This window comes from Parapedobacter lycopersici (assembly GCF_040395035.1).
GTDB lineage: Bacteria > Bacteroidota > Bacteroidia > Sphingobacteriales > Sphingobacteriaceae > Parapedobacter > Parapedobacter lycopersici_A.
Window position 1 is genome coordinate 1 of record NZ_JBEBRB010000066.1, and the last position, 13866, is coordinate 13866.

Sequence of the window (13866 nt, forward strand, 5' to 3'; positions counted from 1 at the left end):
ACGTATTGGGTTGCGGCTCGTCATAGGAAATGCCCGATTCGGCATCCATCAGGTACCGGCTGTAAAAGTACTCCCTGTTTTCCTTATCACTGATTTTGATAATGCCCTTGGCCATTTTCATGGCCTGCATCACGGATGCGTAGAGGCGCCCCCGGTCCTTCTCGGCAACCATCAGGCGGTCGACGACGGCTTCGATATCGTGTATCTTATAGCGATCTGCCTGCATTTTCGGTGTAATATCCAATATTTCACCGTCAACACGCACTTTAACGTACCCTTGCTTGCGGATCTGTTCAAATAATTCGCGGTAATGCCCCTTCCGGCCTTTCACCAGCGGCGCAAGAATGTTTACCGCCTGCCCTTCGAACTGCTTGATGATGCGGTCAACTACCTGGTCTTCCGACATGCGCTCCATTTTTTTTCCGGAGATATAGGAATATGCCTCTCCGGCACGCGCAAAAAGCAGCCGCAAAAAGTCGTATACCTCGGTGATGGTACCCACGGTAGAACGAGGGTTCTTACTGGTCGTGTTCTGTTCGATGGAAATCACCGGGCTAAGGCCTGCTATTTTGTCTACATCGGGACGCTCCATGCCGCCTAAAAATTGCCGGCTGTAGGCGCTGAAGGTTTCCATATACCGGCGCTGCCCTTCGGCATAAATGGTGTCAAACGCCAGGGAAGACTTGCCGCTGCCGCTCAGCCCCGTGATAACGACGAGCTCGTTGCGGGGAAAACTGACATCAATGTTTCTGAGATTGTGTACACGCGCACCGAATACCTCTACTTCGCTTTGCTCGCCCAGGTCGGGCGTGGTTTGCTTTATCATTTAACCCTTCGTCAATAAATTAAGTGGTAAGGCAAATTTAGCTAAAATTGCTTTCAAATACAAGCTAATGGACGCACGACAAGCCGCGAAAAATGCTCCGAGATAAACCTCAACAAGTGCGCAGCAAAGCCCGCCCGCCATAGCCTCAGAAACGACGCGCACGATCGAAAAAAGCGGCAAAGACATACCGGAAGGCCGGTCTGCGGTGTTGTGCCCTTGCGCGAAAAGGTAGTATCGGCTGGAATTCAGGGATAAAAATTATCGTTACCTTCGTACCGGGGAACTGCCGCCGATGAAAAAACTGGACATCAGTAAACAGGAAAAAGAAACGCTGGATGCAGCCATTACGCATTGGCGGGAAGCGGGGTTGATCGACGATCGGCAGGCCACCGAACTGGCCGAATCGTACGAAGTAAAAGGATTCGACTGGAAGCGGCTGGCGCAATACGCGTTCTGGATTGCACTGTCTTGTACCGTACTGGCCTTTTTGTCGCTTTTTGTTGACGAAACGGTACTCCGGTGGATCCGTGGGCTCTACGATACACCCGATACGGTTATCTGTGTTTTCTGCTTTACTCTTGCGGTATTCTTTTATTCCTGGGGATTCCGGCATAAAGCACGCCATCCCGACCGATCGTTTACTAATGAGGCCATCATGGCGCTCGGGGTGTTTGCTACCGCGGCGTTCATCGGTTACCTGGGCAAAATTATCGATCGTGGATCGGGTCATTTCTCCCTGTTGTTCCTGGCGTCGGTAATTATTTATGGCCTGCTGTCGATTAAGCTCGCTTCGCGGCTGATCTGGGTATTTACGCTCATCTGCTTCGGCGTCTGGTTTGCTACGGAAACGGCTTATCACAGCGATTGGGGTTTTCGGTTCTGGGGCATGAATTACCCCCTGAGGTTCACATTGTTTGGGGCATTGCTCACGGGATTTTCCCTGAGCTGGCAGAAACGCATCAAACCCCTGCAGCCTTTTCAGCCGCTCACTTATATTATCGGGCTTACCTACTTAATGGTGGCACTGTGGCTGCTGTCTATTTTTGGCAACTACAGCGATATGGACAAATGGAGCGCCGTACGGCAATGGCGCATTTTCTACTGGGGGTTGCTATCCACCGCCATCGCGCTGGGGCTCGCCTGGTATGGGTTAAAACGGAAAGATCACGTTGCCCGCGAGTTCGGGATCGTCTTTTTGGTCATCAACCTCTATACCCGTTTTTTCGAGTACCTCTGGGATAACATCAACCGGGCGGTGTTTTTCCTGATATTGGCCGCTTCTTTTTGGTTCATTGGCCGATGGGCCGAGCGGATCTGGCGAGGTAAAAACTCATAGGCTGGCAGGTATCACGCCGCTCCGCCTATGAGATCTGAACTTGTATGCATCTCCGCAATGGATTACTATTGCTTTACGAACTGCACGTTGGCATGGATTTTTACATCGTCACTGACAACGACTGCTCCAGCTTCGGTAACGGCACTCCAGGTAAGACCGAAGGCTTTACGGCTTATTTTGCCGGTTACTTCGAATCCGGCCTTGAAGTTTCCGTAAGGATCGGTTACCGTACCTCCGAATTCGACATTCAGTTTCACCGGCTGTGTAACGCCCCGGATGGTGAGATCGCCGTTTAATACAAACTCATCATCCGATTTTTTCTCCAGTGAGGTGGAGGTAAATGTAATGGCGGGGTGATTTCCGGCGTCAAAAAAATCTGCCGATTTCAAGTGTCCGTCGCGATCGGCCTGATTCGTGTCGATACTTGCTGTATCTGCCGAAAAAGCTACTTTTGCCTTACTGAAATCCAGGTCGTCGGCCGTTTCTACGGTGCCGTCAAATGAGCGGAAATACCCGGTTACGGTAGTAATAACCAAGTGTTTTACTTTAAAACTCACTTCGGAGTGCGTGGGGTCTAATTTCCAAATAGTTGCCATGGTTTTGTTTTTTTGTTAATGATACAAAAGTAGCGGTCCAAGTGCAGCTGCACATTGAACTAAGTTAAGAATTGAAAATAGCAGACTTCAGCCAACATAACACCGGCTGGCAGGCATTTGTTTAGTTTATTTGCACCGAATAGGTAATATCGACCCCGCCGGCGGCAAGCATATCATGAACCGAGCAATATTTCTTTACTGCAAGTTCTGCCGCTTTCGCTGCCTTGTCGGGATCAATCGGGCCCGACAGGTTAAAGGAAATGTGGATGGCCGTAAATATGTGGGGAATTTCCTCGCGGCGCTTGCCTTCTACGGCTATTTGAAGGTCGTCCAGCTGCTGACGCTGTTTCTTCAGGATACTGACAAAGTCCAGTGCGCTGCACGAACCCAACGCCATCAGTACCAACTCCATCGGTCGCGCACCAAGTCCTTCTCCACCGATTTCCGGTGATCCATCAATGTGTATTTTTACGTCTGCTGTTTCACTGTTGCCGACAAAATGTACGGCATCATTCGCCCGTTGCAATGCAATTTTCATATCGCTTGTTTAAGTAAGTAAAAAAACGTTGACCTTTCTGTTTAACTGTTTGCCAGTGCCTGTTCGATATCAGCAATAATATCTGCTGAATCCTCCAGTCCTACAGACACCCGGATGCTTCCTGGCTTAATTCCCAACTGTATCCGTTCTGCCTCCGACAACTTGGAGTGCGTGGTAGATGCTGGATGGGTGGCAATGGTACGGGAATCTCCCAGGTTAGACGTAAAAAGGATGACGTTCAGCGCATCCAAAAAACGTTTTGCGCGCTCGAATCCGCCGCTAACAACAAAAGTGACGATGCCGCCGCCGGCTTTCATCTGCCGACGGGCCAGTTCATATTGCGGGTGCGACGGCAAAAAGGGATACCGCACTTCTTCCACCTCGGGATGTGCCTCAAGTGCCTGGGCAACCTGGAGGGCATTGCTGCAATGACGATCCATGCGTACGCCAAGGGTCTCTATGCTTTTGGAAATAACCCAGGCATTAAATGGCGATAATGCCGGCCCGGTGTTCCGGATAAAAAACATAAGCTCATCAATCAGCTCTTTCTTACCTACCACGATCCCGCCCAATACGCGGCCCTGCCCGTCCATGTATTTAGTCGCCGAATGGCTTACGAGATCAAATCCGTAGGGTATAGGCTTTTGCAGGTAGGGAGTCGCGAAACAATTATCTACATTGAGGATAATATGCGGGTATTTTTCCTTGAATTTACCCAGCCATTCCAGATCGACGAGTTCCAGTCCCGGATTGGAGGGCGTTTCCAGAAAAATCATCCGGGTATTGGGCTGGATTGCCTTCTCCCAATCTTCGGGTTTTCCGGCATCAACATAGGTAGTGGTAATGCCCCAGCGGGGAAATAATTTGGTGAACAACTGATGGGTAGAGCCAAATACGGCCCGGCAGGCCACAATATGGTCGCCGCTCTTCAGCAACGCGGCGAAAGAGGCGAATACTGCCGCCATACCCGACGCAAACGCCAGCCCGGCTTCGGCTCCTTCCATATTGCACACCTTGTTGATTAATTCGGTAGTGTTGGGGTTGGAGTACCGGGAATAAACGTTTCCGGATTCTTCTTCGGCGAATATGGCGCGGCCCTGCTCGGCGTTATCAAATATAAAGCTGGAGGTAAGATATAAAGGAACGGAATGTTCACGATATTGAGAACGATCGGCCTGTTCTCGAATGGCTTTCGTTTGTTCGTTCATTGTCGAATTTCAGTGACGCAAACTTAACCATTGTTAAAAAAAAATGCAAATCCGCGGGATTGTGCCGGCGGGGTCCGGCGATCAAGCAGCCATCACTCCCCTGACAGTGCGTTTATGGCAATAGCCAGCGTTTCATCCGATCGGTTCCGCACTCGGAAAAAGGCCTCGCTTCCGAAATAGAAACGACCCAAAAGCGCCTCCATATCCGTACATATCCGCGGCTTTACCGTACGTGCCTCATGAGCGGAATAGGTAATTCCCCGAGTTTTGACGTAGGTCAAAAAATCATTATATGCCCAATCGGGCAGGTTATACTTTTCCAGGAAATTTTCTACCGAATAAGCCGGCACGGATTTGGCGAGATAGCCATAGACATATTCCTCGATGAGGTTGCCCCGTCGGATCCGCTTGTACCAGGCGCTGGTATCCAGCCCGTTGACAGGCGTCCATACGTCGGGCGCTATTCCACCACCGGTTAGTACCGGCCGGTTGGCCCGTTGGGGATGGCGGCTCTGGGGTTCTTGCCAGCCCGACGGCTGCGATTGTTCTGTCCCTGCAACGGTGGCCGTTTCGGGTGCGGACGATTTAAAAATCGAATGATTTTTAGGGTATGTTTTCTGGATACATCTTCCCGAAGGTGTGTAATACCGGGCGACAGTCAGGTTAAGTGCCGAGCCATCGCCAAAACCAAACTGCTCCTGTACCAGTCCCTTGCCAAATGACCGGCGCCCGACAATAATGCCCCGCTCCAGGTCCTGCACGGCCCCCGCAACGATTTCGCTGGCGGAAGCCGACTGCTCGTCAATGAGTACGGCCAGGGCACCCGTACCGAATAGGCCATCGGCGGTGGAATAATAGTCTGTACGTGCCTCATGGGCCCCCTCGGTGTAGACAAGAAGCTCCTTGTCGTTAAAAAACTGGCTGGCCAGTGCGGTTGCTGCATCAAAATAGCCACCGCCATTTTCGCGGAGGTCCACAACTAGCCGCTTTGCTCCGGCTTTTTTCAACTGTGTCAGGGCCTGTGTAAAATCGTCGGCCGTTTTGGCTCCGAAGCGGCTGATCTTAATATAGGCCGTTGTGCTATCAATGATATATGCTGCATCGACGCTGCTTATCTCTACCCGTTTGCGGGTGATGGTAATCGGCTTCGGCAGGGCTTGGCCGTTACGGCTGATCGACATCGTTACCGGCGTTCCCAGGCGGCCCCGTATTTTTTCATCAATTGCTTTCTCTGTGATGTTAACACCTGCGATGGTATCGCCGTTAATGGCAATCAGTCGATCCCCAACCCGTAAGCCGGCCTGCTCCGCCGGGCCATCGGCAATCAGTCCTACGGTAATGAGCGTGTCGTTTACCTTGTAATATTCGATACCTATTCCTTCAAAGCTCCCCTCAAGGGCCTGCCGTTGCCTGAGGGCAGCCTGCGGATACAGGTATTCGGAATAGGGGTCCAGCTGGGCCACGATCTCCCCGATGGCCAGGTCCTGCAGGCGGCTAACCTCTACACTGTCCACATAATTTGATTCGATCAGGTCAATCATCCGCTGTACCTTGCCCGTATGGCCCAGACCCAGCGGCAATAGGGTACTTGTGCCGGATTGGCGGTTGTCATCGGCATAGTTCTGCCCGAGCAATAAGCCAAGTAACAGTACCGCCCCATAGGTGGCGGCAACAAATAAGTTTCTTTTAGTATCTTTTTGCATTGCAGATTACACATGCTAAATTACAGAGATTATTATATAATATAAACGCAACCGCGATTTATAAAGCGACATTTTTTCGCCATTTTTGTAAAAAGGCAACGCGCATGCACGAAATAGAACCATACTACCGCTGGAGAGACGATTATATCGCTGCCGAAGACGAGTTGTCCCCCTTTTATGGCACGGAATACAGCGAATTCGAGTTCGACAAGCAGATATATAACTTCCTGCTCCATCCCCAGTGGGATAGTTTTGGGTCGAACACCCTGTACCTGAAAGTCCTGTTTGCCGATTACAGCCGTAACTATGCCATTATCGAATTTATTGGCGAGTGGAACGATGCTATTTACAACGATATAATGCTACTTAAACGCGAAGTCATCGATATCATGGTAGACGCTGGGATCACTAAGTTTATCATTATTGGAGAGAATGTCCTCAATTTCCACGCGTCAGACGACTGTTATTACGAGGAATGGTTTCAGGAAATTGACGACGGCTGGATTGCCGGAATTAACTTCCGACAGCATGTTATTGATGAGTTTAAAGCAAATAACATCGATTATTATATCAATTTCGATGGCGATCTTAACGATTTTAATTGGCGTAACCTAAAGCCGCTGCAGGTGTTCAAAGCGGTGGAGGCGCCGCTTTCGAGACGACTTAATTAAGCGGATAGGAGCTTTGCCATCGGCCGGTAAGCCGGCAGTAAAACCGGCGGATTATTTGCTATCTTTGAAGAAAAGGAGTGTACTTATGCAAGTTATGCCATGTAATTTCCCGACGGGCTTCAGTGATCATTTCAGGTACATTTGCATCAGAGGACATATCGGTTCCGTTCTTCTTTTTTCTGCCCTGGGGCTCTCCGCCCAGGAAAATCAGTTCGAAAGGCAGGTGGTGGTCGAATCGCTGCCGGTGCCTGATGAGCCGAAACAGCTTTTTTACCTCCAACGGGATCCGGATGAAAATACGGTAGTGTATCAGCTTAATGCGATAAACGGCACCGTGGATGCATCAGCCCCGGTAAATGTATACTGGATTCGGTATGCCGAAGGCGGCGAACAAAAAAAACTGAACTTTATCCAGCGGACCATGGCCTACGGCATCAGCCACAAGCAGCTGGAAAACGGCGACTTCAAACTGCATTTGGCTGCATATAAGTCGCTTCCGCTCTGGCTCACCTACCGGGAAGAACATAAAAAATATGTAGTACTGGCCGAAATTAATGGCCGGGATGCGATCCTTGACCGTATTTTCGTACGAATCAGCGGGGGTAGTGCCCTTGATCCCGATATCGCCTACTTTGAGCTCAGTGGGCGCGACCTAAAGACCGACGCCCCGGTAAAGCAACGGATCAAGCCGTAATCACCGCATCAGCCCCAGTCGCAAGAGCCCGTAAAATAACGCAGCGGTATGCAGTGCCTGTCCGAACCGATTTTCTTTCAGCAGCTGCTTTACTTCTTCCGGAGAGGCCAATACCACGTCAATCTCTTCCTGATCGTCAAGTGCCTGTTCCTGCACTTTTACCCCGCCGGTGAGCAGGTAGGAGGTCGTTTTGTTGGTGCTGGTCGCCGGATTCGGGAATAAGTCGGACAGCGGTTCGATGTGCGCAAACCGATAGCCGGTTTCTTCCAGCATTTCCCGGACGGCCGCATCCGGCGCATCTTCTCCCGGATCAATCACACCTCCCGGTATTTCCAGCACTTCCTGCTGCACACCGTGTCGGTACTGCTTTATCAGGATAAACTGGTTATCGGTGGTCAGCGCCACCATATTAACCCAGTTGGGGTATTCCAATACGTAGTATTCCGGCACGATATGCCCGTTGGGCATTTGACAGCGGTCTTTACGGAGCACCGCCCAAGGTGCCCGCACCAGGTATTCAGAGGATAGCGTTTTCCAATGCATGTCAGGCTATTGCGCTCATGATACGGGTTAGTTTTTCGTCGAGCTGCCGGTTGATTTCATCAAACGCCTCCCTGCTGGGCAGCGGCTGTTTTACACTGCAATAAAATTTGATCTTGGGCTCGGTTCCGGACGGTCGCGCCGAGATCACATCGCCATCCACGGTAATGAATTGCAGGACGTCTGATTTTGGCAGGTTGATAACGGTCTTTTCACCCGTCTTCAAATGATGGGTTTCGCTGTGCAGGTAATCCTTAACCTGGGCGACCTCCACACCTCCGAGCTCCGCCGGCGGGTTGGCGCGCAGCCCTGCCATCATTGCGTTGATCTCATCGGCGCCGGCCTTTCCTGTTTTGGTAAGTGAAATGAGTTTTTCCTTATAGCAGCCGTGTTGGAGGTAAAGGTCGATCAACGCATCATGAAGCGTTTTACCCCGCTCTTTGTAGTACGCAGCCATTTCAGCAATAAATACCGCGGAGACCACCGCATCTTTATCGCGCACCAAATCCCCGACGAGGTACCCGTAACTTTCTTCACCCCCGACAAGGAAACGCCCCTGTTGTCCTTTTTTGGTCATTAGTTCGCCGATGTACTTAAAGCCGGTCAGCGTGTCGTAATACGTCACCTGATAGGCGTTGGCAATCTCCGCGATCAGGTTTGTGGTAACAATGGTTTTAACAATATAATCTGTCGGGCGTAAATCGTTGCGCTCTTTTTTGGCGGAAAGCACGTAATCCACCAGTAGGCTGCCGATCTGGTTGCCGTTAAGCAGGCTATACGCCCCATCACCACCCTTTGCGGCAACCCCCACGCGGTCGGCATCCGGATCGGTTGCGAAGATCACGTCCGCCTGGATACGTTCTCCTTCCTTTAGTGCGAGCGACATCGCTTCTTCCTCCTCGGGGTTAGGATAAACAACGGTTGGAAAATTCCCGTCGGGCTGTGCCTGGGCGGCTACCGTTTGTGCATTAGAAAACCCCCATTGCTGCAGTGCTTTCGGCACCAACGTAATACCCGTACCGTGTATAGGCGAAAACACGATTTTCAGATCGTGCTGCCGGGAAACGGCTGCCGGACGCAGGGTCAGTCCTGCAATTGCCCGAAGGTAGGCTTCATCCACGGCCTCATCGAGCAGCGTGATGTTTTCGGGTTTGGGGTCAAACCGGATCTGACTGGGATCGGTAATGGCGTAAACCGCACTGATCACCTGTTTATCGTGGGGCGGAACGAGCTGCCCCCCGTCATTCCAGTAGGCTTTGTAGCCATTGTATTCTTTGGGGTTATGAGATGCCGTAAGCATGACACCCGCCTGGCACTTCAGGTGCCTGACGGCAAAAGAAAGGAGGGGTGTCGGCCGTAATTCATTAAACAAGAAGACGCGCATACCATTGGCGGAAAACACATCCGCCACCAACTGTGCGAATTCGCGGGAGTTATTCCGGCTGTCGTAAGAGACGGCCACCTGGATTAGTTCGCCCGGATAGGTGTCCAGCAGGTAATTACTTAAGCCCTGGGTAGCCCTTCCGATGGTGTATTTGTTCATCCGGTTTGTACCAACGCCCATAATGCCGCGCAGTCCACCGGTTCCAAACTCGAGGTCTTTATAAAACGCATCAGTAAGTCCTACTGTGTCCTTGCTGTCAACTAATTGCTGTACAGCCTGAATGGTTTCTTCATCATAGGGCGCCTGCAGCCAACGGGCAGCGCGTTCCCGGACATTGGGGTCTAATTGCATTTGAACTTATTTTTCTTTATTGTGGGATCAAAAATAAACTATTAATCGAGTATTGCAACGCTTAATTGGCGCCTGCCGTATTCAGCTTCCTTTGGCTGATCGGGTCTGTTGCTCCAGTGCGTCCCATAACGTATCGGGAATAGCCGCCAGCCGGTTAAATTGCCCTGCGCCCTGCAGCCATTCGCCACCATCAATGGTAATGGTTTCCCCATTGATGTATCCGGCAAAATCAGAAAGTAAAAATGCCGCCAGGTTGGCCAATTCCTGATGGTCGCCTACGCGTTTCAGCGGGACATAATCCTTGAAATCAAATTGCTGTGCCAGATCGCCTGGCAGCAGACGCTCCCAGGCTCCTTTGGTCGGAAACGGACCGGGGGCAATGGCATTACTGCGGATTCTATATTTCCCCCATTCGGCTGCCAGCGAGCGGGTAAGCGCCAACACCCCGCCTTTGGCCGCTGCAGAAGGTGCTACATACCCCGAGCCGGTAAATGCGTAGGTGGTGATCATGTTGAGGATACTGGCCGGCTGTCGTTCTGCAATCCAGTGTTTTCCAAATGCCAATGTACAATTGGCTGTGCCTTTCAGTACAATATCGATTACCGTGGAAAATGCATTCGCCGAAAGGCGCTCGGTTGGGGCAATGAAGTTACCAGCGGCATTGTTAACCAAGGCATCTACCCGCCCAAACGTTTGCAGTGAGCGGGACAAAAGGTGCTCGACCTGCGTAATGTCGCGCACATCGCAGGCAATCGGCAATACTTGGCCACCTGTTTCCGCAGCCATTTCCGCTGCGGCGGTCTCCAGTACGGCTATTTTACGACTTGCGATCACCACCCGGGCACCCAATCGAAGAAAATAAGTAGACATGGCCCTTCCCAGTCCTGTCCCTCCGCCGGTTACCACAATGGCTTTGTCCTGAAGAGCACCCTCACGAAGCGCGCCCGATACCGTTTTATTACGCTGTTTATCCATAACTTGTTATTTCATCCCGACAACAGCCGTCACTTCGTTGCCGACGGTCCGTTATTTTTCAGGTTATCAATAATGGTCTTAAGTATGGCGCGGGTGGCAGGCGACCACCACTGTTTCAATACGGCGGCTATTGACTGTTCCTGACTGGCGTCCAGGTGGCCAATCAGCGCTTTGCGCATATTAATTTTGCTCTGCCGCCAGGTGTGCCGCTCGTACTGCATGTATTTTTTTAGCTGTCGTTCAGCGGCCGTCCGGATGCTTTTTTCGTCGACCACCTCATCCACCAGGCCGCATTGATACGCGTCGGTCGGTTTTAGCAATTTTCCCTCCAGCAGGTAACGGTAGGCAGTTGCCTGGCCCAGCCAAAAACTGTACAACTGAAAAATGCTGTCGGGCACAACAATACCTACGGGCACTTCATTGAGACCGATGATGTACTCGCCTCCCGCCATTACACGGTAATCGCAACAAAGTGCCAGTACGCACCCGCCGGCCGGACTATGTCCATTAATCGCCGCTACCGCAGGTTTTTCGAATGCGGTGAACATACGGATAAGGGCCATAAAAGCATACCAAAAATGCTGCACTTCCTCCTCGTTATATTCATACAATGCAATGAGATCAAGGCCTGCACTGAAAAACCCGGGCTTTCCATGAAGAATCATTCCCTCTACTGTAGGGTTGTTCTGTACTTCAACGATCGACTGATACAGCTCATCAAGCATCTGCTGGTTGATGGCATTTGACTTACCGCGATCCAGAACAAGATGCGCAACGTGATCGTCGACAGTTACTTTAATAAAATCCATACGTTATTAACAGTAAAATAATGGGTAGCCCAAGGTAGCCGTTTATACCGATCCCCATGCCAAAGCGGACAAATACCCATTCAGCTACGGTATAAAATTCAAAATAAGAAAAACACAGACCCCAAGCCTTTCGTTTGTGCTATGTAGGGTAAATATAGGGAATAACTTGAATTTAAGAAGCAGAAAGCCCGGGTTCATCGACTCTTTTTTCGGATCCCGGTGCTCCGTTTAACTAAAAAAAATATCTTTGCAGCATGAATATCCTAATTATTGGTTCAGGTGGACGGGAAAGTGCCTTTGCCTGGAAAATAGCCCAAAGTAAGCAGGTATCGGAACTTTACATCGCACCGGGCAATGCGGGTACGGGGCAATACGGACATAATGTGCCAATCAAAGCCACCGACTTTGACGGCCTTGCCAACCTGGTGCTGACAAAAGACATTCAGTTGGTACTGGTGGGGCCCGAAGAACCGCTTGTCAATGGTATACACGACTTCTTCCTGAACCATCCGGAGTTAAAGCGTATCCCCGTGATCGGGCCGCAAAAAGCAGGGGCACAGCTGGAAGGTAGCAAGGATTTCGCCAAACAATTTATGCAACGGCACGGCGTTCCGACCGCCAATTCCCGGTCGTTCGACAAAGATACCCTGGCAGAAGGGCTGGCTTACCTGGAAACGCAAAAACTGCCTATCGTACTTAAAGCGGATGGGCTCGCTGCGGGAAAGGGCGTGTTAATCTGTACGACATTGGACGAAGCGAAGGCTGAGTTACAGGCCATGCTGCTCGATGCGAAGTTTGGCAAAGCCAGCAGTACCGTGGTTATTGAAGAGTTTCTGACGGGTATCGAATTATCGGTATTTGTACTCACCGATGGCGAAGGATATAAGCTGTTGCCATCGGCTAAAGACTATAAGCGCATCGGGGAAGGGGATACGGGACTGAACACCGGCGGCATGGGGTCCGTTTCACCGGTTCCTTTTGCCGACGAGGCATTCATGGACAAAGTGGAGACGCGTATCGTAATCCCTACGATTGAAGGACTCAAGAAGGACGGGATCCCGTACAAAGGCTTTATTTTTATCGGACTGATGAACAGGGGGGGTGAACCCTATGTCATTGAATATAATGTGCGCATGGGCGACCCGGAAACCCAAAGTGTATTGCCGCGTATTGAAAGCGATCTGGTGGATTTATTACGTGGCGTGGCGGAAGGGAACCTGACCGAGCGTTCGTTTACCCTTTCCCCCAAAACCGCTGCCTCTGTGGTGCTGGTTTCGGGAGGGTACCCGGGCGATTACGAATCGGGCAAGGCCATCAGTAATATCGAAAATGTAAAGGAATCCATTGTCTTCCACGCCGGAACCCAGGAAGAAAATGGTGTGGTAAAAAGTGCCGGCGGGCGCGTTCTGGCGGTTACCGCGCTGGGCGACTCCATTTTTGACGCGCTGCAGCAATCGACTGCTGATGCGGGCCGAATTTACTTTGAAGGAAAATACTTCCGTCGGGACATTGGTTTCGATTTATTGTAAATTATTATTTTTTGAGTAAACACACCTTGGTAAGTAAGTGAAATACTTCTATATTTGCACGCCAAGAGTTATTAATGGCCCGTTCGTCTAGGGGTTAGGACGCAAGATTTTCATTCTTGAAACAGGGGTTCGATTCCCCTACGGGCTACTAGGCAGGAAAAGTTGGTTTAAAGCGCTACGCTGGATACCAACTTTTTCATTTTTGGGACATCGTTGCGTATCGCCTCGATCAGCGATTTTGTTTTCTTTATATTCCAATGGCTAACCTTTTTACGTGTCTCAACCTGCTGATGGTGCTCTCCATGTTTATCCTGAGGTGCCTTTCGGTTTTCATAATCATTATGTTAATTTGAGCATAATCCACCGGCTTCCTTGTCCTATTTGAATTAAGAAGATTCAATTAAGGGACTTGTTATGTAGGTTTGGAGGTCTTTAAAAACCACAGTTTTATGAACAATATACAGTTTTCAATTGCTTTATTGCTCATTTGCATCGGGATGAGTGTTCATGGACAATCAACGATGAATGAGTATTTGACGACCGATGATGGCACAAAGTTATTCGTTAAAAAAGCGGGCAATGGCCCAATCTGTATTTTTATCCACGGAGGCCCGGGAGCCTGGAGTAAATCTTTTGAACGGTTAAAGGGAAATAATTTGGAGACGAATCTGTCGATGGTATATTATGATCAAAGAGGATGTGGTCG

At 50.4% G+C, this 13866-nt stretch carries 12 protein-coding genes, 1 tRNA gene and 2 pseudogenes; 6 read left to right on the forward strand and 9 right to left on the reverse strand.

The genetic code is table 11. The annotated features are described in order from the left end of the window. A pseudogene (locus ABWO75_RS11280) lies at positions 1 to 826 on the reverse strand (excinuclease ABC subunit UvrA); the annotation flags it as partial. A 292-nt stretch (positions 827 to 1118) separates the two neighbouring features. Here ABWO75_RS11280 and ABWO75_RS11285 point away from each other — a divergent pair. Then, a complete protein-coding gene (locus ABWO75_RS11285) occupies positions 1119 to 2162 on the forward strand; it encodes a DUF2157 domain-containing protein (RefSeq protein WP_353185589.1) in 1044 nt (347 codons plus the stop codon). A gap of 65 nt (positions 2163 to 2227) precedes the next feature. Here the strand turns inward: ABWO75_RS11285 and ABWO75_RS11290 are convergent, their stop codons facing one another. From ABWO75_RS11290 to ABWO75_RS11305, 4 genes are all read right to left on the reverse strand, one after another. Continuing rightward, complete coding sequence (locus ABWO75_RS11290; protein ID WP_353185591.1) at positions 2228 to 2758, reverse strand: YceI family protein; 531 nt, start codon at positions 2756 to 2758, stop codon at positions 2228 to 2230. 121 nt (positions 2759 to 2879) lie between these two features. Then, positions 2880 to 3296, reverse strand: coding sequence for an OsmC family protein (locus ABWO75_RS11295; protein ID WP_353185593.1), 417 nt, complete (start codon positions 3294 to 3296; stop codon positions 2880 to 2882). Positions 3297 to 3337: 41 nt separating this feature from the next. Further along, positions 3338 to 4504 carry a trans-sulfuration enzyme family protein gene (locus tag ABWO75_RS11300; protein ID WP_353185595.1) on the reverse strand — a complete coding sequence of 389 codons (1167 nt, stop codon included), beginning with the start codon at positions 4502 to 4504 and terminating at the stop codon, positions 3338 to 3340. A gap of 92 nt (positions 4505 to 4596) precedes the next feature. Beyond that, positions 4597 to 6207, reverse strand: a complete 1611-nt coding sequence (locus ABWO75_RS11305) for a S41 family peptidase (RefSeq protein ID WP_353185597.1) — start codon at positions 6205 to 6207, stop codon at positions 4597 to 4599. 104 nt (positions 6208 to 6311) lie between these two features. Here ABWO75_RS11305 and ABWO75_RS11310 point away from each other — a divergent pair, with 104 nt between their 5' ends. Further along, entirely contained in the window at positions 6312 to 6878 is a 567-nt protein-coding gene (locus ABWO75_RS11310) for a hypothetical protein (RefSeq protein ID WP_353185599.1), read from the forward strand. 85 nt (positions 6879 to 6963) lie between these two features. Then, the gene (locus ABWO75_RS11315) at positions 6964 to 7572 is read left to right on the forward strand and encodes a DUF4833 domain-containing protein (RefSeq protein WP_353185601.1); all 609 of its coding nucleotides are present in this window, start codon (positions 6964 to 6966) and stop codon (positions 7570 to 7572) included. Here the strand turns inward: ABWO75_RS11315 and ABWO75_RS11320 are convergent, their stop codons facing one another. From ABWO75_RS11320 to ABWO75_RS11335, 4 genes are all read right to left on the reverse strand, one after another. Next, on the reverse strand, positions 7573 to 8115 hold the full coding sequence (locus tag ABWO75_RS11320; protein WP_353185603.1) for an NUDIX hydrolase: 543 nt from the start codon (positions 8113 to 8115) through the stop codon (positions 7573 to 7575). A 1-nt stretch (position 8116) separates the two neighbouring features. After that, positions 8117 to 9847 (reverse strand): phospho-sugar mutase, encoded by a 1731-nt coding sequence (locus tag ABWO75_RS11325; protein ID WP_353185605.1) that lies wholly within the window; start codon positions 9845 to 9847, stop codon positions 8117 to 8119. Between the two features lie 81 nt (positions 9848 to 9928). Further along, entirely contained in the window at positions 9929 to 10822 is an 894-nt protein-coding gene (locus ABWO75_RS11330; RefSeq protein ID WP_353185607.1) for an SDR family oxidoreductase, read from the reverse strand. Positions 10823 to 10851: 29 nt separating this feature from the next. Continuing rightward, positions 10852 to 11631 carry an enoyl-CoA hydratase/isomerase family protein gene (locus tag ABWO75_RS11335; RefSeq protein ID WP_353185609.1) on the reverse strand — a complete coding sequence of 260 codons (780 nt, stop codon included), beginning with the start codon at positions 11629 to 11631 and terminating at the stop codon, positions 10852 to 10854. A 254-nt stretch (positions 11632 to 11885) separates the two neighbouring features. Between ABWO75_RS11335 and purD the strand changes: the two genes are divergently transcribed. The 3 genes and pseudogenes from purD to ABWO75_RS11350 form a co-directional block, all read left to right on the forward strand. Then, the gene (gene purD, locus ABWO75_RS11340; protein ID WP_353185611.1) at positions 11886 to 13160 is read left to right on the forward strand and encodes a phosphoribosylamine--glycine ligase; all 1275 of its coding nucleotides are present in this window, start codon (positions 11886 to 11888) and stop codon (positions 13158 to 13160) included. Between the two features lie 76 nt (positions 13161 to 13236). After that, positions 13237 to 13308 (forward strand) — tRNA-Glu (locus tag ABWO75_RS11345). A gap of 301 nt (positions 13309 to 13609) precedes the next feature. Then, positions 13610 to 13866, forward strand: a pseudogene (locus ABWO75_RS11350) (hypothetical protein); the annotation flags it as partial.

Excerpts from the sequence above, each read along its gene's own strand:
- purD (WP_353185611.1), top strand. The coding sequence starts at position 11,886 with ATGAATATCCTAATTATTGGTTCAGGTGGACGGGAAAGTGCCTTTGCC.
- ABWO75_RS11320 (WP_353185603.1), bottom strand. The coding sequence starts at position 8,115 with ATGCATTGGAAAACGCTATCCTCTGAATACCTGGTGCGGGCACCTTGG.
- ABWO75_RS11310 (WP_353185599.1), top strand. The coding sequence starts at position 6,312 with ATGCACGAAATAGAACCATACTACCGCTGGAGAGACGATTATATCGCT.
- ABWO75_RS11330 (WP_353185607.1), bottom strand. The coding sequence starts at position 10,822 with ATGGATAAACAGCGTAATAAAACGGTATCGGGCGCGCTTCGTGAGGGT.
- ABWO75_RS11295 (WP_353185593.1), bottom strand. The coding sequence starts at position 3,296 with ATGAAAATTGCATTGCAACGGGCGAATGATGCCGTACATTTTGTCGGC.
- ABWO75_RS11300 (WP_353185595.1), bottom strand. The coding sequence starts at position 4,504 with ATGAACGAACAAACGAAAGCCATTCGAGAACAGGCCGATCGTTCTCAA.
- ABWO75_RS11285 (WP_353185589.1), top strand. The coding sequence starts at position 1,119 with ATGAAAAAACTGGACATCAGTAAACAGGAAAAAGAAACGCTGGATGCA.
- ABWO75_RS11335 (WP_353185609.1), bottom strand. The coding sequence starts at position 11,631 with ATGGATTTTATTAAAGTAACTGTCGACGATCACGTTGCGCATCTTGTT.
- ABWO75_RS11305 (WP_353185597.1), bottom strand. The coding sequence starts at position 6,207 with ATGCAAAAAGATACTAAAAGAAACTTATTTGTTGCCGCCACCTATGGG.
- ABWO75_RS11290 (WP_353185591.1), bottom strand. The coding sequence starts at position 2,758 with ATGGCAACTATTTGGAAATTAGACCCCACGCACTCCGAAGTGAGTTTT.
- ABWO75_RS11325 (WP_353185605.1), bottom strand. The coding sequence starts at position 9,847 with ATGCAATTAGACCCCAATGTCCGGGAACGCGCTGCCCGTTGGCTGCAG.
- ABWO75_RS11315 (WP_353185601.1), top strand. The coding sequence starts at position 6,964 with ATGCAAGTTATGCCATGTAATTTCCCGACGGGCTTCAGTGATCATTTC.